The following is a 22,646-nucleotide window of genomic DNA, read 5'->3' as shown; positions in this document are numbered from 1 at the left end:
GAACGCAACGAACCCCCTTCCCTCGCGGACGTCGCGAGTGAAGGGGGTTCGTCGTCTTTCAGGTGGGCGACCGCCGTCAGGCGGCGGCCACCTCCTCGGTCCTGAATGAAATCATTTCGTGGACCACCTCCTTTCCCTTGACGCAGTCGACGCTACGCCCGGGATCGGAGGGGTCGCAACGGATTTTCTACAGCTCCTTCAACGCCGCGGCGAAGCGGTCCGCGAGCTCGCCGACCTCGTCGGTCGTCATGATGAACGCGGGCGAGATCTGCAGCGCGCCCTGGCCCGCGGCACGCGAGCTGACGCCGTGCTCCCGGAGCTTGGCGATAGCGGGCATCGCCTTCGCCGGGTCGGCCAGCTGAACGGCGGTCACGGCGCCGAGTCCGGTGCGGACCTCGGAGACCGCGTCGAGCTCGGCGAGCGGTGAGAAGGCCGCCGCGAGATCGCCCTCGAGCCGGTTCGCGTCGTCGAGGAGGTTCTCGCGCTCGATGATGTCGAGGTTCGCCAGCGCCGCGGCGGCCGACGCGTTGTGTCCGCCGTAGGTGTAGCCGTGGCGGAACCACGTGCCGCCGGCGAAGAACGGCTCAGCGACGCGAGGCGCCGCGATGACCGCGCCCATCGGGACGTAACCGCTGGTGAGACCCTTGGCGGTGGTGATCATGTCGGGCTGCAGATCGAAGCGGGCCGACGCGAACCACTCGCCCGCGCCGATGCGGCCGAAGCCGGTCACGACCTCGTCCGCGATGAACAGGATGTCGTGCTCACGGCAGATGTCGCGGACCTCGGAGAGGTAGCCCTCCGGCGGGAGGTAGACGCCGCCCGCGCCGATGATCGGCTCGGCGAAGAACGCCGCGATCTTGTCTGCTCCGACGCGCTCGATCAGTCCGAGAAGGCTCTTCGCGTCGTCCCAATCGACGGTCTCGGTGTCCGGAAGCAGTTCGCCGTAGCCCTCGGCGTTGGCCGGGATGCCCGCGAGCGACGTGCCCGCGGCGTGCATGCCGTGGTACGCCTTCGTGCGGCCGACGGCGATCTTCTTCTCCGGCTTGCCCTGCTCCACCCAGTAGCGACGGGCGAGCTTGAACGCGCTGTCGACCGAGTCGGAACCGCCGAGGGTGAACAGGACCTTCGAGCCCGCGACGGGAGCGATCGCCGCCACGCGCTCGGCGAGCTCGATCGTGACGTCCGACGCGAGGTCGCCGAAGTTCGAGTAGTGCGCGATGGTCGACAGCTGCTTCGCGACGGCCTCGGCCACCTCGGTGCGGCCGTGACCGATGTTGGTGAACCAGAGGCCCGCCGTCGCATCGATGTACTCGTTGCCCTTGTCGTCGTAGATGCGCGTGCCGTCACCTCGGGTGACGACGAACGGCCCGCTCGCCGTGACCGCGCCCATGTCTGCAAAACCGTGCCAAAGAGAACCCATGCCATCCAATATCCCATGTCCGGGCACCGTTGTACTCGCCGGTACCGTGAACTCCATGCTGGTCTGGATCAACGGGGCCTTCGGCTCGGGGAAGACGCACACCGCACACGAACTTCACCGCAGGCACGGCCGCGGGCGGGTCGCCGATCCCGAGATCCTCGGATACGCGATGCACAAGATGCTGCCGCGGTCCGCACGCGGGGACTTCCAGGACCTGCCGCAGTGGCGCTCGGGCGTCGCCGACACTCTCGAGCAGGCGGCCGCAGCGAACGACGGCCCGGTGTTCGTGCCGATGACCGTTGTCCGGGCGCAGTACTTCGACGAGACTGTCGGCGAACTCCGGCGGCGCGGAACAGATGTGCGTCACTTCACGCTCGCCGCGAGCCGGAGGACGCTCGAGCATCGGCTGTCGTCCCGCGTGTCGTCGATGGGCGCCCGGCTGTTGCGGCGTGACGAGACCTGGGCGCACGCACAGATCGACAGGTGCCGCTCAGCGCTCGCCGCTGAGGCGTTCGGGCTGCACATCGACACCGACGACCGCACGCTCGACGATGTCGTCGAGACCATCGCGGCGCACCTGCACCTCGACCTGCCCAAGGGTCGACTCTCGAGGCCCGCTGCGGCCCTACGCCGCGTGGAGGTCGCCGTCCGCCATATCCGGCTGTAGGAGCCCTAGCCGGTCAGGACGACCTTTCGGCGAGCTCGGCGAGACGGTCGAGGGAGGCGGCGAGTTTGTCGACGGTCGTCGCCCTGGCTCGGACCTGGCGCGCCTCGTCGTGCAGGTCGGTCCAGTCGTACGTGTGAGTGACGGTCGAACCGTCACGCGTCGGGGTCACCTCCCAGCGCCACAGGTGGCCGGGGCGCGGCTCGTCGACCGGTGACGGCTGCCACGCGATGAGGCGCCCCTCCTCGAACTCCACCACGTGATTGCGTCTGACTTGGCCGTTGGTCAGCACGGTGTCGAACGCGTCGCCCACCGCGTGGACTCGCTGGCCCGCGGCCGAGCTGCTCAGGTTGTCGTTGCCGTCCCACTCCGGCTGCCGAGCGGGATCGGCGATCAGGTCGAAGATCACCTCGGGCGGCGCGGCGACGGGACGTCGGGCGAACACCACGCGGCGGGCATCAGTTGTCGTCATACCTCCACCTCATCACCGTGCGGCGGACACGACAACCGTTGTGTTCACCGCGCACGTAGAATTGACGGATCATGTCGTCGTCCACGCTGACCATCACGTACCCGCCCGAACTGCCCGTCAGCGCCTGCCGCGACGAGATCGCCGAAGCCGTCCGCGACCATCAGGTCGTCGTGATCGCGGGCGAGACCGGATCGGGCAAGACCACGCAGCTGCCCAAGATCTGCCTCGAGATGGGCCGCACGTCCATCGGGCACACGCAGCCCCGCCGCATCGCGGCCACCTCGGTAGCCCGCCGCATCGCCGACGAACTGCAGACCGAGATCGGCGACGCCGTCGGCTATCAAGTCAGGTTCTCCGACAAGAGTTCGGCGAACACCCAGATCAAAGTGATGACCGACGGCATCCTGCTGCGCGAGATCACCACCGATCCGCTGCTCCGCCGATACGACACCCTGATCATCGACGAGGCGCACGAGCGCAGCCTGAACATCGACTTCCTGCTCGGCTACCTCAAGCAGCTCCTCCCCCGTCGGCCCGACCTCAAGATCGTCATCACGTCGGCGACCATCGAGCCGGACCGGTTCGCCAAGCACTTCGCCGGGCCGGACGACGTCGTCCCGATCATCGAGGTGTCCGGCCGGACGTACCCGGTCGAGATCCGGTACCGACCTCTCACATCGGACGACGAGGACCACGCCGACCTGGATCAGATCGCGGCGATCGACGCCGCGGTGCGCGAACTGTGGTCGGGCGGGCACGGCGACATCCTCGTCTTCCTCCCCACCGAACGGGACATCCGCGACACCGCCGACTCGCTGAACAAGCACTCGGACGTCGAGGTGGTCCCGCTGTACGCACGACTGTCCGTCGCCGAACAGCACAAGGTGTTCGCGCCGTCCGACGGCCGACGGATCGTGCTGGCGACCAACGTCGCCGAGACCTCCCTGACCGTGCCAGGCATCCGCTATGTGATCGACGCGGGAACCGCGCGGATCTCGCGGTACTCGACCCGCACCAAGGTCACCCGCCTACCCGTGGAGAAGGTGTCCCAGGCGAGCGCCCGCCAGCGCGCCGGCCGGTGCGGACGAGTGGCTCCGGGCGTGTGCATCCGGCTGTACTCGGAAGACGACTTCGACGGCAGATCGGAGTACACCGACCCGGAGATCCTCCGAAGCAATCTCGCGGCCGTCATCCTGTCGATGCTGTCGCTGAAGCTCGGCGACATCGCCGACTTCCCCTTCGTCCAGCCCCCGGAGTCCAGAGCCGTCCGCGACGGCATGCAGCTGTTGTCCGAGCTCGGGGCGGTCACCGACACTGACTCCGCGTCCGCCCGCCTGACCACGGTCGGGCGCACCCTGTCCAGGCTGCCGGTGGATCCCCGCCTCGGCCGCATGCTGATCGCCGGTCACGACAACGGTTGCCTCGACCACATCCTCGTCATCGCCGCCGCGCTCGCGTTGCCGGACGTTCGTGAGTTCCCCTCCGACAAGCGCGAGGCCGCGACGACCGCGCACAAACGGCACGCCGTGGCCGGATCCGAGTTCCTCGGCCAGGTGCAGCTGTGGTCGTACCTGCGGGAACAGCGCTCCGAGCTGTCGGGGAACCAGTTCCGCCGCCAGTGCGAGCGCGAATTCATCCACTATCTGCGCGTGCGCGAATGGATCGATCTGCACCGCCAGCTCACCAGGACCGTCCGCGACATCGGCTGGCAGACGCCGACCACCGAGGTCGACGCCGCCGCGATCGGCAAGTCGGTTCTCACCGGGCTGCTCACCAACATCGGCGCCCGTCAGGGCGACACCCGCGAGTTCCTCGGCACGCGCGGCACCAAGTTCTCGATCTTCCCAGGCTCCTTCCTGTCCTCGAAACCGCCCGCTTTCGTCATGGCCGCCGAACTCATGGAGACCTCACGACTGTTCGCGCACACCGTCGCGGCCGTCGATCCCGAGTGGGTCGAAGCCGCCGCGGGCGACCTCGTCACGAGGACGTACAGCGAGCCTCACTGGTCGACGCGCCGTGCGGCGGTCATGGCGTACGAACGCGTCAGCCTCTACGGAGTGCCGCTCGTCGCCGCCCGCCGAGTGCACTACGGCCCGATCGACCCCAAGACGTCCCGCGAGATCTTCATCATGGAGGCGCTGGTCGGCGGGCGGTGGCGAAGCCGCCATGCGTTCGTCCGGCACAACGCCGATGTCGTGTCGAGTGCCGAGGACCTCGAACACCGTGCTCGCCGCCGGGACCTCGGCGTCTCGGACACCGAGCTGTTCGACTTCTACGACGCGCGCGTCCCGGCGAACGTCGTGTCTGCGCGCCACTTCGACTCCTGGTGGAAGAAGGCGGGCAAGACCGATCCGACACTGCTGAACCTCTCGGTCGACTTGCTCGGCGTCGACGACGGCCCCCAGGCCGCCGACTTCCCCGGCGCGTGGCAGCAGGGCGAGACGACGCTCGAACTTCGCTACAACTTCTCGCCGGGCGCGCCGGACGACGGCGTCACCGCGGTGATCCCGAAGGCGCTCCTGTCGCATGTGCACGACGGCGGCTTCGACTGGCTGGTGCCCGGGATGCGGACCGAACTCGCGACCGCACTCATCAAGTCGCTCCCGAAGGGACTGCGCAAGTCGATGTCGCCCGCCCAGCGGTACGCCGATCTCGCGTTGGAGCAGCTCGCGCCGCGCTCCGAGTCGCTGATCCCCGCCCTCGCACGCGAACTGTCCGCGATCACCCGCGTCTCTCTCGGCGTCCGCGACTTCAGACCGGAGACGATGCCCGCCCACCTGCGCATGCACTTCGCCGTCGTCGACGAGAACGGTGCTGTCATCGCCCGCGGGGACAGGCTGGCAGACTTGCGCGCCCAGTTCGGCGGCGCGACGGCGACGCGCGCCGAGAACGCGACCGTCCACGAATCGTGGACGGCCGACGGCATCGGCACGCTCGACGACGAAGAGGTCCAGACGCTCGCAGGACAGGTCGTCACCCGATATCCGACGCTCATCGTCGTGCCCGGTCGAGGGGTCCGCGTGACCACCGTCGCCGGTGCAGGCGCCCGCGACGCGGGCATCGCCGCCGGTGTGCGCGAACTGCTCACCCGGACGATCGCCCCGCCGAGCCGGCGTCTCGCGTCGTCGCTCCCGCCCGCCCGCCGCCTGGCGCTGAGCCAGAACCCGTACAAGCACGTCGACGCGATGCTCGCCGACTGCACTCGTCGCGCGGTCGCCGACGTCCTCGCCGGCGAGAAGGGACTCGGCGATCTGCGATCGGCGGCCGACTACGCCGCACTGTCGGCCCGCGTCTCCCCGGTCGTGCGCTCGCTCGCACCCGAGCTGTTCGACGCCGCCGTCGCCGCGCTCGCCGAATACTCGGAGGTCCGACGGGCCATCGACACCCGTGTGGGTACCCTCGCGGCGGACGACGTGGCGGACCAGACCGCGAATCTGGTGTTCGACGGCTTCATCGCCCTGACGCCCGGCGCACGACTCCGGTCGCTCCCCCGGTATCTGACCGGTGCACGCAACCGCCTCGAGGCGTTGCCCGGATCTGCGGCTCGCGACAATCAGGGGATGAGCGTCGTCGATCGGATCGTCGCCGCGTGGAATCAGCGGCTGGCCCAGGTGCCCGAGGCCCGGCAGGACGCGCTCAACGACCTGGTCCAGTGGCAGCTCGAGGAACTCCGCATCAGCCTGTTCGCCCAACAGCTCGGGACGCAGGGACCGGTGTCGGAGAAGCGCGTGCTGAAGGCGATCGCCGACTTCTGAGAGGTCAGACCCGCTCGCGAAGCTGGTCGATCTCCTTCTGGAAGTCGTCGGCCGATTCGAACGACTTGTAGACGGACGCGAATCGCAGGTAGGCGACCTCGTCCAGGTCGCGGAGCGGCCGCAGGATCGCGAGGCCGACCTCGTTGCTCGCGATCTCGGCCGATCCACCGCCGCGGACCGTGTCCTCCACTTGCGACGCGAGTTTGGCGAGTGCGTCTTCGGTGACGCTGCGGCCCTGGCACGCGCGACGGACGCCCTTCATCACCTTCTCGCGACTGAACGGCTCGGTGACGCCGTTGCGTTTCACCACGGACAGCACCGCGGCCTCCACGGTGCTGAACCGTCGACCGCACTCCGCGCAGGATCTGCGGCGACGGATCGCCAGGCCGTCGTCGGCGACTCGGGAGTCGACGACTCGGGTGTCGTCGTTCTTGCAGAACGGGCAGCGCATGCCACGACAATACCCGTGCGCCACAGGGCTATCGGTACGCGGGAGCGACCAACGACTGACTCACGCGCAGGCCCGACACATCGAGTCCGTTCATGGCACGGATCTGCGCCACGACGCCTTCGGTCGGCAGGTCGGGTGCGATCCGCCGCGCGATGTCGGTCAGCGATTCGCCCGAGCGGACGTGGATCACCTGTGTGGCGGCGGGGACGTCGGGCGTCACCGCGTCCCCGTACGAGCCCGCGATGATCGAGAGGATCCACACCGTGCCGGCCATGACGGCGCCGACGAGCACCGCACCCGCGATCCGCCGCCTGCGGATGACGGCAGCGGTGTTCGAACGCCGCGACACCGCGGAGGACGCGTTCGATCCGAGCGGTCCGGCGGCGCCGACGAGGCGGCGTTCGCGCACCTCCCAGTGCGGCTCCGGCCGCCGCGACGCGGCCTCCATCAGTGCCGTCCGGCGCCGGTCGCGGCCCGTGGGGCGGCACAGCTCGGTGTCCGCCTCGCGCGTCACGTCCGTGCGGACGGACTCATCGATGACCGAGATATCGCAGGTCATCGCCATGTTTCGGACGCGCTCCGCATCACGGGTGGTCCGGATGACGGGCCGGTTGATCAGTGCCTGACTCATCGGAGCCTCCTGTTCGATCGAATGTTCGAAGAACCTTTGTTCGACAGTTAACACCATGGGTCCGACAATGTCAGCAACGCGTCGAACAATTGTTTGAAATCTGTGATCTGGTCGACTAGCCTGGAATCAGTTCACGATGGCGATGTTCGAATGGAAAGGACCCACGATGGCGGACAATCCCGACCCCCTGCTCTCCACCTCCACGCTGGAGGCGTCTCTCACCGAGCGCCAGCGCGAGGTGCTCGAGGTGATCCGGAAGTCGGTGCGCGAGCGCGGGTATCCGCCGAGCATTCGCGAGATCGGCGAAGCCGTCGGCCTCACGTCGACGTCGTCGGTGGCCCACCAGCTGCGCACGCTCGAACGGCGCGGGCTCCTCAAGCGTGATCCGCATCGCCCGCGCGCGGTCAACGTCCGCGACGACAGCCGGACTCCCCCGGCCGGATCGGCATCCGAGTCGCTGCCGACCCCCACGTTCGTCCCGGTGCTCGGCCGGATCGCCGCGGGCGGACCGATCCTCGCCGAGCAGGCCGTCGAAGAGGTCTTCCCGATGCCGCGCGAACTCGTCGGAGACGGCTCCTTGTTCATGCTCCGCGTCGTCGGCGAATCGATGATCGACGCCGCGATCTGCGACGGCGACTGGGTCGTCGTCCGTCAGCAGAACGTCGCCGAGAACGGTGACATCGTCGCCGCGATGATCGACGGCGAGGCCACCGTGAAGACGTTCAAGCGCAAGGACGGCCACGTGTGGCTGCTCCCCCACAACGAACACTTCGAGCCCATCCCGGGTGACGACGCCGCCGTGCTCGGCAAGGTCGTCACCGTGATGCGTCGCATCTGACGCACCGTCGACGGTGATCGACGCCCGTCAGGCGTCGATCACCGCACGTGCGGCGTCGCGCGCGGCGGAAGCGCTGGTCGCATCGAGGGCCGCGGCCGCAGCCTCACGGCAGCGCTGCAGCGACGCACCTCCGAGCCTGGCTCCGACCGCCGACGATGCCGCGGGCGCGGACGACAACGATCGCACACCGAGGCCCACCAAGACGCATGCCAGGAGCGGATCCGCCGCGGCCTCACCGCAGACACCCACCGATTTGCCGTGCTTCTCGCCCGCCTTCCCGATCACGTCGATCAGCGCCAGGACGGCCGGCTGCCACGGGTCGGTCAACGACGCCAGTTCCGGCGACATGCGGTCCGCGGCCATCGTGTACTGCGTCAGATCGTTGGTGCCGACCGAGACGAAGTCGACTTCGGCGAGGATCTTGTCGGCCAGGATGGCCGCGGACGGCACCTCGATCATCACTCCGGGGACCAGACCCCGGTCACGCACCTGACCCGCGAACTCCCGAGCCTCCTCCACGGTCGCGATCATCGGCGCCATCACCCACGGGACCTGGGACGCCCCCTGCGCCGCGGCCGCGATCGCGTCGAGCTGACCGTTGCGGATGCCGGGGTACGTCGCGACGATGCGGTTGCCGCGGACACCCATCGCCGGATTCGGCTCCTCGGCGTTGGCGACGAACTTGAGCGGCTTGTCCGAGCCCGCGTCGAGCGTCCGGATCACCACCTTCTGACCGTCGAACGCGTCGATCACCTCGCGGTACAGCGCCGTCTGCTCCTCCAGCGTCGGCTCGGTCGCGCGGTCGAGGAACGCCAACTCGGTCCGGAACAGGCCGACGCCCTGCACCGGCGCGTCGGCGGCCGCGCGCGCGGAGACTCCGTCGGCCACGTTGGCGAGGATCAGCACCGGCTCACCGTCCGCGGTCGCGCCCGGACCGCGCCAGGCGGCGATCTTCTCGGCCTCCGCGCGCGAGGTTTCGATCGCCGACGAGATGAGCGTCTCGTCGGGGTTCACGCCGATCGTTCCCGCACCGCCGTCGACGTATCCGAGCGCGCCCGTCGGGATCTCATCGAGTCCGGCCGCCGCGACGATGCACGGGATGCCGAGCTGGCGCGCGATGATCGCGGTGTGACTACTCGGTCCACCGAGCCGCATCGCCAGTCCGACGACGAGCGCCGGATCGAGGCCCGCGGTGTCGGCGGGAGCGAGGTCGTCCGCGCACAGGATCGACGGGACGTCGGGCGTCGGGATCCCCGGTTCGGGCAGGCCGAGCAGTTCGGCGATGACCCGGTCGCGGACGTCACGGAGGTCGGTGACACGTTCGGCCATCAATCCCCCGAGCTTGGTGAACAACTCGACGAACTGCTCGGTCGCGGCCGCCGCGGCCGCCGCCGCGGGCGCACCGGCCGCGATCAGGGTGGACGCCGCACCGATCCAGCCGCGGTCACGCGCGAGTCCCGCTGTGGCGGTGAGGACTTCGGCGGACACCCCGGTGCTGTGTGAGGCCCGTTCGGCCAGTCGGTCGGCGACGGCGCCCGCCGCGGCGACGAAGCGCTGCACCTGGGAGTCGCGGTCGGACTCGGGCACGACCACGGCGGCCGTCGCGTCGAATGCCGGACGTTCGCCGATGCGGATAATCGGACCGTAGGCGAGGCCGCCGACCACCGGTGTTCCGGTGACGATCGCGGATGCGGCGAAAGGATTGTCTGCGGACTGCGTGGGCGCGGAGTCGACGTTCGTCATGTGAGTCAGATTACAAGAATCGCTTGACTCCGATCACACTGCGGGGGTAAACACAGATGAAATCCAATTAAGTACACGCATATCCATACAGATCTACAGATCCTGCAGAAGGAACTCACATGTACGCCGAGGAACGTCAACAAGCGATCGCGAACGAGGTCCGTCAACGCGGCCGCGTGTCGGTCGCCGACCTCGCGGACAGGTTCGACGTGACCGGCGAGACCGTCCGGCGCGATCTCGCGATCCTCCAGCGCGCGGGCAGCCTCATGCGGGTGCACGGCGGAGCCGTCCGCCTCGACGTCGCCGCCGTCGTCGACGAGCCCGACCTGCCCGCCCGCGAGGCGGCGCGGCAGGCCGAGAAGGCGGCCATCGGTGCGGCCGCGCAACGGTTCCTGCCGCCGACCGGTGGATCCGTCCTGTTCGACGCGGGGAGCACCACATTTCAGGCGGCCATCGCCGTCAGCGGCGACGCTCGCCTGCAGTTGGTGACCAACAGCGTGCCGATCGCATCGTCGCTGACCGGCCTGTCTCGATCGACGGTCCTGCTCGTCGGCGGTCGCCTTCGGCCGAAGACCCAGGCCGTCGTCGGGGCCGACGCGGTGCAGGCGCTCGGTCGCCTGCACGTCAGCGTCGGGTTCATCGGCACCAACGGACTCACCTCCGACTACGGACTCTCGACCCCCGATTCGGACGAGGCGGCCACCAAACGAGCGATGATCGCGGCGTGCGACCAAGTGGTGGTCCTCGCCGACTCGTCGAAGATGAACCGCCAGGAGCTCGTCGGGTTCGCCGCGGTCGAGGACGTCGACGTCCTCATCACCGACACGGGCATAGACCCCGCATTCGCCTCAGCCCTCACCGCTCACGACATCGAGGTGGTCATCGCATGATTCTCACAGTCACCGCCAATCCGAGCATCGACCGGACGATCACGCTGGACGGACCGCTGGTCGCCGGCGCCGTGCATCGGCCGACCGGCGTGCTCGATCAGCCGGGCGGGAAGGGCGTCAACGTCGCACGCGTGGTCCAGGCGGCCGGATTCGACACGTTGGCGCTCGTTCCGGCCGCGGCAGGCGACACCTTCCTGGCCCACCTCGACCACGCACACCTGCCGCACGTCGCGGTCGCGACCGCCGGGACCGTCCGGACGAATCTGACGATCGTCGACCCTGACGGAGTGACGACGAAGATCAACACGCCCGGCGCCGATGTCGACGCGGAGACGCTGACAGCCGCCGTCGTCGAGCGCGCGGGGGCCGCTACCTGGCTCGCGCTCTGCGGGTCCCTCCCGCCCGGTCTGCCCGACACCTGGTACGCCGACCTCGTGGCACGCGTCCGGCAGGCGGGCGTCCGCGTGGCGGTCGACACCTCCGGAGCCCCGCTGACGCACGTCACCTCCGCCGGGCCGCACCTCATGAAGCCCAACTCCGAGGAGCTCGCCGAACTGACGGGCGCGGATCCCTCGGCGTTGGAGGCCGCCGCCGGAGCGGGCGACCCGTCCGCCGCCGCGGCCGCGTCCCTCGAACTCGCCGCGTCGACGGGCGGAGCGGTTCTCACCACGCTCGGCGGCTCCGGGGCGGTGTTGGCCGTCGACGGGAAGGCGTGGTTCGCCACCGCACCCCGAATACGGGTCCGCAGCACGGTCGGAGCCGGGGACTCCTCGCTCGCCGGATATCTGATCGCCGAAGTGAGGGGGGACGATCCGGCCCGCCGGCTCGCCAACGCGGTCGCCTACGGTTCCGCCGCCGCCGCCCTGCCCGGCACCACACCGCCGACGCCCGACATGCTCGACGACTCCGTCAGCGTCACCCCGTTGTAGTCCGTCCCGCAGTTCCTCCCACGCAGTTCCTCCCGAGTAGTCCCACCCCTCCACAGCAAGGTAGAACGCCATGTCCGACTCCATCATCACACCGTCACTGGTGCTGCTCGACGCCGATGCGGGCGCCGATGCCGAGGCGGTGATACGCACGCTCGCCGGCCTCGTCGGCGACGCCGGACGGTCCGCCGACCCCGAGGACCTCATCGCCGGAGCCCTGGCACGCGAGGCGAGTTCACCGACCGGCCTGCCCGGCGGCATCGCCATCCCCCATGCGCGTGCGGAGTCGGTGACGTCGGCGACTCTCGCCATGGCGCGGCTCTCCACGGCCGTCGACTTCGGCGCGAAGGACGGCCCCGCCGACATCGTGTTCCTGATCGCCGCGCCGGCCGGCGCGGGCAGTGAGCACATGAAGGTCCTCAGCGCGCTCGCTCGCGCGCTCGTCCGACCGGAGTTCGTCACAAGTCTGCGTGACGCGGCCGACGACGCCGCGATCGTCGACCTCGTCACGGAGGCGGTCTCGCCGAAGCCAGCGGAGGCCGCCCCGGCGGAGCCCGCTCCGACCGACAAGAGCCTGATCCTCGCGATCACCGCCTGCCCGACGGGCATCGCGCACACGTACATGGCCGCCGACGCGCTCAAGCTCGCCGCCGAACGGGCGGACGTCGAGTTCGCGGTCGAGACCCAGGGCTCGTCCGGCACGACTCCGTTCACCGCGGCCCAGCTCGATGCCGCGGACGCGGTGATCTTCGCGACCGACGTCGGAGTCAAGGGCCGTGAGCGGTTCGCGGGGAAGCCGGTCGTCGAATCCGGCGTCAAACGAGCGATCAACGAGCCCGACGCCATGATCGGCGAAGCCGTCGCGGCGGCGACCGATCCGCACGCACGACGTGTCGCCGCCGGTGACGGCCCCGCGCCGACCGATCAGACCGCAGCGGGCGGCATGGGCATCGGCGGTCGCCTCAAGCAGGCACTGCTCACCGGCGTCAGCTACATGATCCCGTTCGTCGCCGCGGGCGGTCTGCTCATCGCCCTCGGCTTCCTGATCGCGGGCTACGAGATCGGCAACTCCCACGGCGACTCCGGCCTGTCGAACGGCGCGTACGTCGCCCTGAACAACAGCCTGTGGAATCTCCCGCCCGGCGGCCTGGCCGAATACATCGGCGGTGTCAGCTTCGCCGTCGGCGGAGCCGCGATGGGCCTGATGGTGGCCGTACTGGCCGGCTACATCTCGTACGCCATCGCCGACCGGCCCGGCCTGGCTCCCGGTTTCACCGCGGGCGTCATCGCCGTCACCGTCGGATCGGGCTTCATCGGCGGCGTGGTCGGCGGTCTCATCGCGGGCGTCGTCGCACTGTGGCTGTCGAAGCTGCCTCTTCCGCAGTGGGCGCGTGGCCTGCAGCCCGTCGTCATCATCCCGCTGCTCGGCACGCTCATCACGGGCGCCGTGATGTACATGCTGCTCGCGGGTCCGCTGTCGTGGGTGAACCGCTCCCTCGAGGACGCGCTCAACTCGATGTCCGGCAGCTCGAAGATCGTCCTCGGCATCGTCATCGGCCTGATGATGTGCTTCGATCTCGGCGGACCGGTCAACAAGGCCGCGTACGCGGTCGGCGTCGCCGGAATCGGAGCCGTCGACGCGGGGGCGGGCCAGTGGGAGTTCATGGCTGCCGTCATGGCCGCGGGAATGGTTCCGCCGCTGGCCCTCGCCCTCGCGACCACGCTGCGTCCGGCGCTGTTCACCGAACCCGAACGCGAGAACGGGAAGGCGGCGTGGCTGCTCGGAGCGTCGTTCATCTCCGAGGGCGCGATCCCGTTCGCCGCTGCCGACCCGCTGCGGGTGATCCCGTCGATGATGCTCGGCGGCGCGGTCACCGGCGGCCTGTCGATGGCACTCGGCGCGCAGCTCCGGGCCCCACACGGCGGCGTCTTCGTGCTGTTCGCGATGAACGGAACGTGGTGGAAGTTCCTGATCGCTATCCTCGTTGGCATGGTCGTCTCCGCTTTCGCGGTGATCGCCGCCAAGCAGTTCTCGCCGAAGGCCGTCGCGGCCTGACGCTCGAATCGGCTTGAACCCCATCAGATCCAACTCGAAAGGCGCAACAATGCCCAGCACCACCGTGACCGTCGGCTCCGCAGTCGGTCTCCACGCCCGCCCGGCGACCCTGATCGCCGAAGCCGCCGCGGCCCTCGGCTCGTCGGTCACCCTCGCAGCCGACGGCGGCGCGCCGGTCGACGCTGGCAGCGCACTGATGATCATGACCCTCGGCGCCGAGAAGGGCGCGTCGATCACCGTCGAGAGCGACGATCAGGCCGCCGTCGACGCGATCGCGGCCCTCGTCGCGAAGGACCTCGACGCCGACTAGTCGAGTTCAGACGATGAGGTCGGCGAACTCGCCGGCCAACGACGAAGGCATCCGCACGTGCAGGCGGGTGCCTTCGTCGTTGTGCTCGGTCGACAGGACGTGTGCGTACTGGTGCAGGCGCGAGATCACCTCACCGCGTGCGAACGGCACCTGCAGATCGGCTTCGACGTCGTCGCGCTGCACGAATGCGGTGATCCGCTCGAACAGCGTCGGGAGTCCCTCGCCGGTCCTCGCCGACACGAACACGGCGTCGGGGAACTCCGCGCGCAGCGTCGTCATCCGCAGGTCGTCGATCGCGTCGATCTTGTTGATGACGAGCAGTTCCGGCGGCGACGGGAGCTTCTCCTCGTCGAGCACGTCGCGCAGCACCTGGCGGACGGTCGAGATCTGCTGGTCCGGGAACGGGTCGGCTCCGTCGACGACGTGGATCAGGAGGTCGGCGTCGACCGCCTCTTCCAGCGTGGACCGGAACGCCTCGACCAGTTGCGTCGGCAGATGCCGGACGAAACCGACGGTGTCGGTGAAGACCACTTCGTGGCCGTCGGCGAGTTCGGCGCGCCGGGTCGTCGGATCGAGGGTCGCGAACAGGGCGTCCTGCACCAGGACTCCGGCCCCGGTCATCGCGTTGACGAGGCTCGACTTGCCCGCGTTCGTGTAGCCGACCACGGTGAGCGCCGGGACCGTCCCCTTGCGACGCGCGGCGCGCTTCACCGTCCGCGCCGTCTTCATGCCGCGGATCTCCTTGCGGAGCTTCGCCATCCGTTCGCGGATGCGACGGCGGTCGGTCTCGATCTTCGTCTCGCCCGGGCCGCGGAGGCCGACGCCGCCGTTGCTTCCCGCCCGGCCGCCGGCCTGCCTGGACATCGACTCGCCCCAGCCGCGCAGGCGCGGCAACATGTACTCCATCTGAGCGAGCGACACTTGAGCCTTGCCTTCGCGGGACGTGGCGTGCTGCGCGAAGATGTCCAGGATCAAGGCGGTCCGGTCGATCACCTTGACCTTGACGACCTTCTCCAGGGCGGTCAGCTGGGCGGGGGTCAGTTCGCCGTCGCAGACCACGGTGTCCGCTCCGGTCGCGAGGACCACCTCCCGCAGCTCCTGTGCCTTGCCGGAGCCGAGGTAGGTCGCGGGATCCGGTTTGGACCTCCGCTGGTGGAGGGCTTCGAGGACTTCCGAGCCCGCCGTCTCGGCGAGAGCCGCGAGTTCGGCGAGACTGGCCTCGGCCTGGGCGAGCGTTCCCGACGTCCAGACACCGACGAGTACGACCCGCTCGAGTCGGAGCTGGCGGTATTCGACCTCGGTGACGTCGTCGAGCTCGGTGGACAGTCCGGCGACTCGCTGCAGGGATGCGCGGTCGTCGAGCGCGAGCTCGCCGGTCGTGGGATGTTCGGGGGTGTCGATGTGCGTTTCAGTCATTCCGTCGACCATTGTGCACGGTCGGGCCGGGCCGACGCATCCCAGTTTTGTGCCGCGGCGTCCGCACCGCCCGCCGTCAGCGCAGGTCCCAGCCCGCGTTGAGGGCGCCGTGAGCCACCAGACGCGACGGTCCGCGCAGCACCGCGGCGTCGTCGCCGACGGTCACCACGACGGAGCCGCCGGGGATCGTGATGCCGACCACGCCGTTGTCTCGACCGATGCCGTGGAGCGCCGCACTCGCCGCGGCCACCAGTCCGGTGCCGCACGACCGGGTCTCCCCCACACCCCGCTCGAAGACACGCATGTGAGCGGTGAAGTCGACGTCCGAATCGGCGGGTCGGAGCGGTGTCAGGATCTCGACGTTGGCCCCGTTCGGGAAGACGTCGGCGTCGAGATGCGCGCCCGTCGTCAGGTCGAGTGCGGCCAGCGCTTCCGGGGTCAGACCGTCGACCACGCACGCGAGGTGGGGGTTCCCGACGTCGACGCGCTCACCGATGTAGCGGCCGCGCGCGATGCCGACCGCGCTCGGACCGTCGAGGCGGACCCGGCCCATCGCGACACTGACGTCCGCGGTCACCTGGTCGAAGGAGTGGATCGCGACGGACCGCGAACCGGCCCGCGAACCGACCGAGAAGGTGTCCGTGTCGACCAGACCCGCGGCGCGGCAGTAGTGCGCGAACACGCGCACGCCGTTGCCGCACATCTCGGCGATCGAACCGTCGCCGTTGCGGTAGTCCATGAACCAGTCGGTCGGCGCCACTCCCTCGGGCAGAGCGTCGAGCACGCCGGCGTCGACGAGTGCGCCTGCCGTCGCCACGCGGAGCACGCCGTCGGCTCCGATTCCTCGCTGCCGATCGCAGAGGGCTCTGACCAGGTCGACGGTCAGGTCCACCTGCACGTTCGGGTCGGGAATGACGACGAAGTCGTTCTCGGTCCCGTGGCCCTTGACGAACGAGAGTGCGGTCGCGGCAGTCATGTCGGTGATTTTACGCATCGCCCGGCGTCACCGGTCGACCACGCGCAACGCGTCGTCGAGCAGGGTCGGCGACGCCGCGTCGAGCCACACCGCCCGGTGATCGCGACGGAACCACGACCGCTGCCTGCGGACGTATCGACGGGTGCCGATGAACGTCAGCTCCTGCGCGGTCGCGAGGTCGTACTCCCCGTCCAGGTGGGCGAGGAGCTGCGCGTACCCGATCGCCTGCGACGCCGTCTTGCCCTCGCGCAGACCGACCTCGCACAGGGCGAGCACCTCGTCGCGGAAACCGGAGGCGAACATCTGAGCCGTCCGTGCCTCGATGCGCTCGTCGAGCAGGTCCCGATCACGGTCGATCGCGAGGATCCGTGTCCCCCACCGGGGCTCGCCGATGACCGGGGCCGAGGCCGCGAACGGCTCCCCGGTGATCTCGACGACCTCGAGCGCCCGGACGATCCTCCTGCCGTCCGTGTCGAGGATCGTCGACGCCGCGACCGGATCGACGACGGCAAGCCGCGCGTGCAACGCCAGCGAGCCGATCGTCTCGAGTTCGGCCTCGTACCGCGCGCGCACCGTCGGGTCGGTCGCCGGGAACTCCCAGTCGTCGAGCAGACCCTGGACGTACATCATCGAGCCGCCGACGATGATCGGGACGACGCCGTCGGCCACGAGATCCTCGATCACTCGGGTGGCGGCGGCCTTGTAGCCGGCGACGGTCGCGGTCTCCGTCACGTCGAGCACGTCGATGAGGTGATGGACGATGCCGCGCCGCTCGTGCACCGGCGGCTTCGCCGTGCCGATGTCCATGCCGCGGTACTGGGCCATCGCGTCGACGTTGACGATCTGCCCGCCGAGACGTTCGGCGAGGTCGAGGGCGAGCGCCGACTTGCCGCTGGCGGTCGGGCCGACGACGGCGATCGGAGCGGTCACCGGGGAGTCCAGGTCGCGACCGTGTAGCCGACGCCGAACGGGGCTCCGACGAAACGCACGGTCGGTGTGAAGGTCCGGCCCGCCGCGAGGCCCGCGAGGACCTGCCACGGGGCTCGACCGCCGACGCCCTCCGCATCGCACACCCGCGGGTCGAGCGCGTTCAGCGCTTCCGCGTCGGCTGCGGCGAATGCGGTGTCGATCACGGCCTGCACCTCGTGTGCCGACGGACGGTCGCCGCCGCCGGGCGCCGATGCCGACAGCGCGGTAGCGCCGTCGCCGACGACGAGCAGTCCGACCGGTTCGGGATCCGCGTCGATGATCTCGGCCAGGCGGCGTCCCCGCTCGGCGGCCTCCGCGGGCGAGGCGTCGTCGGCGACAAGGTGAGCGTCGACGGTCGCGTCCGGCGCCGTGCGGCCGCGCAGCCAGGCGGCGATCAGCATCGACAGCGGCAGCGGCACGTCGTCACCGGTCCGGCTCACCGACACGGGGACGTCGACGCCGTATGCGGCGAACCGTCGTGCACGACCGTCGGCGCCGATCGCGATCCACCTGTCGGCCGATGCGCCGAGCGAACGACCCGCAGCATCGACCGCCGCACGCACGACGTCCGTCTCGACGGCGTCGGGACCAGCCAATTCCGGCACCAACAGGGGTGCACTGGGGACGATCGCTACCTCGGCAAGCACGCGATCGACCGTACCGGCAGCACCGCCCGTTTTGCCAAATGTCTGCCGGGCCGCCCCGCGCCCACTCCTGACCTGCTTGAATGAAGTCTGTAGTGAACGGCAGCCGTGACGCGCGGCGATAGGACAGTAGGGACATCCGAAATGACCAACCCGACCCCAGGACCCAAGCCCGGCCCCTCGACCGCGGGCCCCAAGCCGGGCCCACGGCCGCAGGGCGCGCCGACCCCGGCGGTCCCGGTGCACCACGTCGACGTCTCCGATCCGTCCAAGCACGGTCGGATCGACCCCGACGGCACGGTCTGGCTCATCACCGCGTCCGGTGAACGCGGCATCGGGTCATGGCAGGCGGGCACCGTCGACGAGGGCCTCGCGCATTTCGCCCGCAAGTTCGCCGACCTCGCCACCGAGGTCGAGATCCTCGAGGAGCGTCTCGCCGCCCGCTCGGGTGATCCGCGCAAGACGCAGACCGCCGCGGCGCACCTGCTGGAGACGCTGCCGACCGCCCAGGTGATCGGCGACGTCGACGAACTGACCGCCCGACTCGACCGGATCGTCGCCAGCGCCGACGGCGTCGCCGAGGAGGTCAAGGCCGAGCGAGGCGAGCAGCGCGCCGCGGCCATCACCCGCAAGGAGGAACTGGCGGCGGAGGCCGAGCAGATCGGCGCCGAGGGCACGTCGTGGAAGACCGGAGGCGACCGTCTCCGCGCGATCCTCGACGAGTGGAAGACCATCAAGGGCGTCGACCGCAAGACCGACGACGCCCTGTGGAAACGCTTCTCCAAGGCCCGCGACGCGTTCAACCGCCGTCGCGGCGCCTACTTCGCCGAACTCGACCGCGAACGCGCCGGAGCCAAGGCCCGCAAGGAGGAGCTGATCGCGCAGGCCGAGGCCCTGTCGGCGTCGACCGACTGGGGCCCGACCGCGGGCCGTTTCCGTGACCTGCTGCAGGAGTGGAAGGCCGCGGGCCGGGCGCCGCGCGACGCCGACGAGGCGCTGTGGACGCGATTCAAGGCGGCACAGGACGTGTTCTTCGCCGCCCGGAACGCCGTCAACTCCGAGCGGGACGCCGAGTTCGCCGACAACGCCAAGGCGAAGCTCGAACTGCTCGCCGAGGCCGAGGCGACCATCGATCCGGCGAAGGACCTCGACGGCGCCCGCACCGCGTTCCGCACCTTCCGCGACCGCTGGGAGGAGATCGGCAAGGTTCCGCGCGAACAGATGCACGCGCTGGAGAACCGGGTGCGTGCACTCGAGAAGGCCGTACGCGACGCGGAAGACGCCGATTGGACGCGCACCGACCCCGAGGCGCAGGCCCGCGCGGCGCAGTTCGTCGAACGCGCCGACAAGCTCGACGAACAGGCCGCGAAGGCCGCCGAGGCCGGCAAGGACCGCGAGGCCGCCAAGCTCCGTGAGCAGGCCGCCCAGTGGCGGGACTGGGCCGGCACCGCGCAGTCGGCGCTGTCCGACCGCTGACTCTCAGTCGTCGAGCGGCGCGGTGCCCGACTTGCGCTGCAGTGCGAGGCCCGCGGCCTCGGCTTCGGCGGCCTTGGCGCGGCGTTCGGCTTCGAGCGCGAGGTGATAGTTGCTGCGCGCCCACACCGTCCTCGACCAGTGGAAGGTCAGGACGATGGCCGCGAACCAGCCGAGGATCAGACCGATGCTCGCGCCGGACGGCTCCGACCACGACGCGACGCCGACCGTGTTGCGCGTCCAGATCGCCAGCATCCCGGCGACCGACGCGACCGCGCAACCGCACAGGGCGATCCACGCGATCACCCACCGCCGGGTGAGCAGCGCGATCACCGAGAAGCCGATGCCGAAGATCACCAGCAGGTAGACGAAGACCCTCGACGGCAGCGCGATCGACTCGGCGTGCGCCGTCGCCGACATGGTGAGCACGTCGAGTCCGTTCGCCTCGCCCGCGTGCGGCAGGATCACCGACAGCAGAGCGACGAGCACGCATACCGCGACGACGACGGCCCGTGCGCCGGGGTCGATCTCGCCCGCGACCTTCTGCTCCGCCTTGCGGAGATCGTCCTCGTACTCGCCGAACGTGGCCTTGTCGTCGGGGCCGTCCGAGTTGTTCGCGCTCATGCGCATCCTCCAGTTCCACAGGCCGAAGCCGTTTCCACGATGGGCGACGCACCGATCGTCGGCATGCCGAGCCCGACATTCGATCCGACCGGCGACGTCGTCGGGGTCGTCCCGGCCTGATGTGCGTCGCCCGCCTTGGTCCGGCGGATCGACGCGACACCGGCGTCGGCGATCAGGTGGTGCGGCGCGGCCTCGGTGACAGTGCTCGTCACGATGTCGCCGGGGCGGATCCCCGCCGCGGGGTCGACGGCGAAGTGCACGAGCCTGCCGTCACGTGCGCGGCCGGTCATGCGGCCGGTCGCGGCGCTCTTACGGCCCTCGTCGGCGACGACGAGGAGTTCCACCTCGGTGCCGACGAGCTCCTGGTTGGCTTCCAGGCAGATCCGTTCCTGCAGCTTGATGAGCCGCTGGTAGCGCTCGGAGACCACCTCCGGCGGGACCTGATCGGGCATCGTCGCGGCAGGTGTGCCCGGGCGCGCCGAGTACTGAAAGGTGAAAGCGCTGGTGAACCTGGCCTTCTCGACGACGTCGAGGGTCTCCGCGAAGTCCTCCTCGGTCTCGCCGGGGAATCCGACGATGATGTCCGTGGTGATCGCCGCGTGCGGCATCGCCTCGCGGACGCGCTCCAGGATGCCGAGGAACTTCGACTTGCGGTAGCTGCGCCGCATCGCCTTGAGGACGCGGTCCGATCCGGACTGCAGCGGCATGTGCAGTTGGGGACACACGTTGGGGGTCTGCGCCATCGCCTCAATGACGTCGTCGGTGAACTCCGCCGGGTGCGGCGACGTGAACCGCACACGTTCGAGTCCTTCGATGGCGCCGCACGCGCGGAGCAGTTCGGCGAACGCGCCTCGATTGCGCGGGGTGTCCGGATCGGCGAACGACATGCCGTACGCGTTGACGTTCTGGCCGAGGAGAGTCACTTCGAGGACGCCCTGGTCGACCAGCGCCTGCACCTCGGCGAGCACGTCGCCCGGACGCCGGTCGACCTCCTTGCCGCGCAGCGACGGGACGATGCAGAAGGTGCACGTGTTGTTGCAGCCGACCGACACCGACACCCAGCCCGAGTACGCGGAGTCACGGCGTGCGGGCAGCGTCGACGGGAAGGTCTCCAACGAGTCGAGGATCTCCACCTGCGCCCGCTCGTTGTGACGGGCCCGGTCGAGAAGGGCGGGCAACGACCCGATGTTGTGCGTGCCGAAGACGACGTCCACCCACGGAGCCTTCGTCAGGACGACGTCCTTGTCCTTCTGGGCCAGGCATCCGCCGACCGCGATCTGCATTCCGGGCCGCCCGGACTTCACCGGCGCCAGGTGCGACAGGTTCCCGTACAGCTTGTTGTCGGCGTTCTCGCGGATCGCACACGTGTTGAACACGACCAGGTCGGCCGCATCGTCGTCGGTCGCCGCGACGTACCCCGCGTCCTCCAACAGTCCGGCGATGCGCTCGGAGTCGTGGACGTTCATCTGACACCCGTAGGTCCGTACCGAATACGACCTCGTCACTGCACCACTCACTCCTCCCAGGTTACGCGGAGGGGCAAATCGACTCGGCACACGATCGTCACCGACTGGATACACACTTCTTCGCGCGTCCCGCCCAAATGTGTCCGCACCCACAACTACGTTGATACGTATGACCGACACGAACGTCACACCGATGATCTCGATGACGAATGTTCAGAAGCACTACGGGGACCTCCACGTGCTCAAAGACATCGACTTGCAGATCCCACGAGGCCAAGTCGTCGTCGTGCTGGGGCCGTCGGGCTCCGGCAAGTCGACCCTCTGCCGCACCATCAACCGACTCGAACCCATAGACAGCGGCGAGATCCGCATCGAAGGCGAACTGCTGCCCGCCGAGGGCCGCGACCTCGCCCGCCTGCGATCGGACGTCGGCATGGTGTTCCAGTCGTTCAACCTGTTCGCCCACAAGACGATCCTGCAGAACGTCACGATCGGGCCGATCAAGGTGCGCAAGGCCAAACCCGCCGACGCCGAGAGACGCGCCCTCGAACTCCTCGAGCGCGTCGGCGTCACCACACAGAAGGACAAGTACCCGGCACAGCTGTCCGGCGGCCAACAGCAGCGCGTGGCGATCGCCCGATCGCTCGCCATGGGCCCGAAGGTGCTCCTCTTCGACGAGCCGACGTCCGCGCTCGACCCCGAGATGGTGTCCGAGGTGCTCGACGTGATGGTCTCATTGGCCCGCGAGGGCATGACGATGGTCGTCGTCACCCACGAGATGGGCTTCGCGCGCAAGGCCGCCGACCGCATCATCTTCATGGCCGACGGCGCCATCGTCGAGGACACCGACCCGGAGAGCTTCTTCACGGCGCCGAAGTCGGACCGCGCCCGCGACTTCCTGTCGAAGATCCTGGGGCACTGA

The 22,646-nt window shown here is 69.5% G+C and carries 20 protein-coding genes; 9 read left to right on the top strand and 11 right to left on the bottom strand.

Annotated features, from left to right (window positions below; all coding sequences use genetic code 11):
* Positions 1-187: 187 nt before the first annotated feature.
* The gene (locus GYB83_RS15090; RefSeq protein ID WP_161896252.1) at positions 188-1,420 is read right to left on the bottom strand and encodes an aminotransferase family protein; all 1,233 of its coding nucleotides are present in this window, start codon (positions 1,418-1,420) and stop codon (positions 188-190) included.
* A 55-nt stretch (positions 1,421-1,475) separates the two neighbouring features.
* Here GYB83_RS15090 and GYB83_RS15085 point away from each other — a divergent pair, with 55 nt between their 5' ends.
* Positions 1,476-2,087: an AAA family ATPase gene (locus tag GYB83_RS15085; RefSeq protein WP_161896251.1), complete on the top strand. Its 612-nt coding sequence runs from the start codon at positions 1,476-1,478 to the stop codon at positions 2,085-2,087.
* A 13-nt stretch (positions 2,088-2,100) separates the two neighbouring features.
* Here the strand turns inward: GYB83_RS15085 and GYB83_RS15080 are convergent, their stop codons facing one another.
* Entirely contained in the window at positions 2,101-2,556 is a 456-nt protein-coding gene (locus GYB83_RS15080; protein WP_161896250.1) for an SRPBCC family protein, read from the bottom strand.
* A gap of 71 nt (positions 2,557-2,627) precedes the next feature.
* On the opposite strand from GYB83_RS15080, the gene hrpA reads away from it, so the two are divergent.
* Positions 2,628-6,311 (top strand): ATP-dependent RNA helicase HrpA, encoded by a 3,684-nt coding sequence (hrpA, locus tag GYB83_RS15075; RefSeq protein WP_161896249.1) that lies wholly within the window; start codon positions 2,628-2,630, stop codon positions 6,309-6,311.
* A gap of 4 nt (positions 6,312-6,315) precedes the next feature.
* Here the strand turns inward: hrpA and nrdR are convergent, their stop codons facing one another.
* Positions 6,316-6,762 (bottom strand): transcriptional regulator NrdR, encoded by a 447-nt coding sequence (gene nrdR / locus GYB83_RS15070; RefSeq protein WP_161896248.1) that lies wholly within the window; start codon positions 6,760-6,762, stop codon positions 6,316-6,318.
* A gap of 28 nt (positions 6,763-6,790) precedes the next feature.
* Positions 6,791-7,393: a LysM peptidoglycan-binding domain-containing protein gene (locus tag GYB83_RS15065; protein WP_228461502.1), complete on the bottom strand. Its 603-nt coding sequence runs from the start codon at positions 7,391-7,393 to the stop codon at positions 6,791-6,793.
* Between the two features lie 166 nt (positions 7,394-7,559).
* Between GYB83_RS15065 and lexA the strand changes: the two genes are divergently transcribed.
* A complete protein-coding gene (lexA, locus tag GYB83_RS15060; RefSeq protein WP_161896247.1) occupies positions 7,560-8,231 on the top strand; it encodes a transcriptional repressor LexA in 672 nt (223 codons plus the stop codon).
* A 27-nt stretch (positions 8,232-8,258) separates the two neighbouring features.
* On the opposite strand, the gene GYB83_RS15055 is transcribed toward lexA, so the two are convergent.
* Positions 8,259-9,974, bottom strand: a complete 1,716-nt coding sequence (locus GYB83_RS15055; protein WP_161896246.1) for a putative PEP-binding protein — start codon at positions 9,972-9,974, stop codon at positions 8,259-8,261.
* A gap of 119 nt (positions 9,975-10,093) precedes the next feature.
* Between GYB83_RS15055 and GYB83_RS15050 the strand changes: the two genes are divergently transcribed.
* From GYB83_RS15050 to GYB83_RS15035, 4 genes are all read left to right on the top strand, one after another.
* On the top strand, positions 10,094-10,864 hold the full coding sequence (locus tag GYB83_RS15050) for a DeoR/GlpR family DNA-binding transcription regulator (protein ID WP_161896245.1): 771 nt from the start codon (positions 10,094-10,096) through the stop codon (positions 10,862-10,864).
* Positions 10,861-11,793, top strand: coding sequence for a 1-phosphofructokinase family hexose kinase (locus tag GYB83_RS15045; RefSeq protein ID WP_161896244.1), 933 nt, complete (start codon positions 10,861-10,863; stop codon positions 11,791-11,793). Before GYB83_RS15050 ends, GYB83_RS15045 begins: the two co-directional genes overlap by 4 nt.
* Before the next feature lie 70 nt (positions 11,794-11,863).
* Complete coding sequence (locus GYB83_RS15040) at positions 11,864-13,846, top strand: PTS fructose transporter subunit IIABC (protein ID WP_161896243.1); 1,983 nt, start codon at positions 11,864-11,866, stop codon at positions 13,844-13,846.
* A 49-nt stretch (positions 13,847-13,895) separates the two neighbouring features.
* A complete protein-coding gene (locus tag GYB83_RS15035; protein ID WP_161896242.1) occupies positions 13,896-14,156 on the top strand; it encodes an HPr family phosphocarrier protein in 261 nt (86 codons plus the stop codon).
* 6 nt (positions 14,157-14,162) lie between these two features.
* Here GYB83_RS15035 and hflX read toward each other — a convergent pair whose 3' ends face one another.
* From hflX to GYB83_RS15015, 4 genes are all read right to left on the bottom strand, one after another.
* Entirely contained in the window at positions 14,163-15,572 is a 1,410-nt protein-coding gene (gene hflX / locus GYB83_RS15030) for a GTPase HflX (protein ID WP_161896241.1), read from the bottom strand.
* 76 nt (positions 15,573-15,648) lie between these two features.
* Entirely contained in the window at positions 15,649-16,548 is a 900-nt protein-coding gene (gene dapF / locus GYB83_RS15025; protein WP_161896240.1) for a diaminopimelate epimerase, read from the bottom strand.
* Between the two features lie 27 nt (positions 16,549-16,575).
* Entirely contained in the window at positions 16,576-17,478 is a 903-nt protein-coding gene (gene miaA, locus GYB83_RS15020) for a tRNA (adenosine(37)-N6)-dimethylallyltransferase MiaA (protein WP_228461500.1), read from the bottom strand.
* Positions 17,475-18,164, bottom strand: coding sequence for a class III extradiol ring-cleavage dioxygenase family protein (locus tag GYB83_RS15015; protein ID WP_161896239.1), 690 nt, complete (start codon positions 18,162-18,164; stop codon positions 17,475-17,477). Before GYB83_RS15015 ends, miaA begins: the two co-directional genes overlap by 4 nt.
* Before the next feature lie 141 nt (positions 18,165-18,305).
* Between GYB83_RS15015 and GYB83_RS15010 the strand changes: the two genes are divergently transcribed.
* Positions 18,306-19,637 (top strand): DUF349 domain-containing protein, encoded by a 1,332-nt coding sequence (locus tag GYB83_RS15010; protein WP_161896238.1) that lies wholly within the window; start codon positions 18,306-18,308, stop codon positions 19,635-19,637.
* A 3-nt stretch (positions 19,638-19,640) separates the two neighbouring features.
* Here GYB83_RS15010 and GYB83_RS15005 read toward each other — a convergent pair whose 3' ends face one another.
* Complete coding sequence (locus GYB83_RS15005; RefSeq protein ID WP_161896237.1) at positions 19,641-20,264, bottom strand: Rv2732c family membrane protein; 624 nt, start codon at positions 20,262-20,264, stop codon at positions 19,641-19,643.
* Positions 20,255-21,814, bottom strand: coding sequence for a tRNA (N6-isopentenyl adenosine(37)-C2)-methylthiotransferase MiaB (miaB, locus tag GYB83_RS15000; protein ID WP_371865175.1), 1,560 nt, complete (start codon positions 21,812-21,814; stop codon positions 20,255-20,257). Before miaB ends, GYB83_RS15005 begins: the two co-directional genes overlap by 10 nt.
* 103 nt (positions 21,815-21,917) lie before the next feature.
* Between miaB and GYB83_RS14995 the strand changes: the two genes are divergently transcribed.
* Positions 21,918-22,646 (top strand): amino acid ABC transporter ATP-binding protein, encoded by a 729-nt coding sequence (locus tag GYB83_RS14995; RefSeq protein WP_186349855.1) that lies wholly within the window; start codon positions 21,918-21,920, stop codon positions 22,644-22,646.

The sequence above is a fragment of the Gordonia spumicola genome, from assembly GCF_009932475.1.
GTDB classification, from domain to species: Bacteria; Actinomycetota; Actinomycetes; order Mycobacteriales; family Mycobacteriaceae; genus Gordonia; species Gordonia spumicola.
Note: the sequence above shows the minus strand (reverse complement) of the source record. Positions and strands in the feature narration are given on the sequence as shown.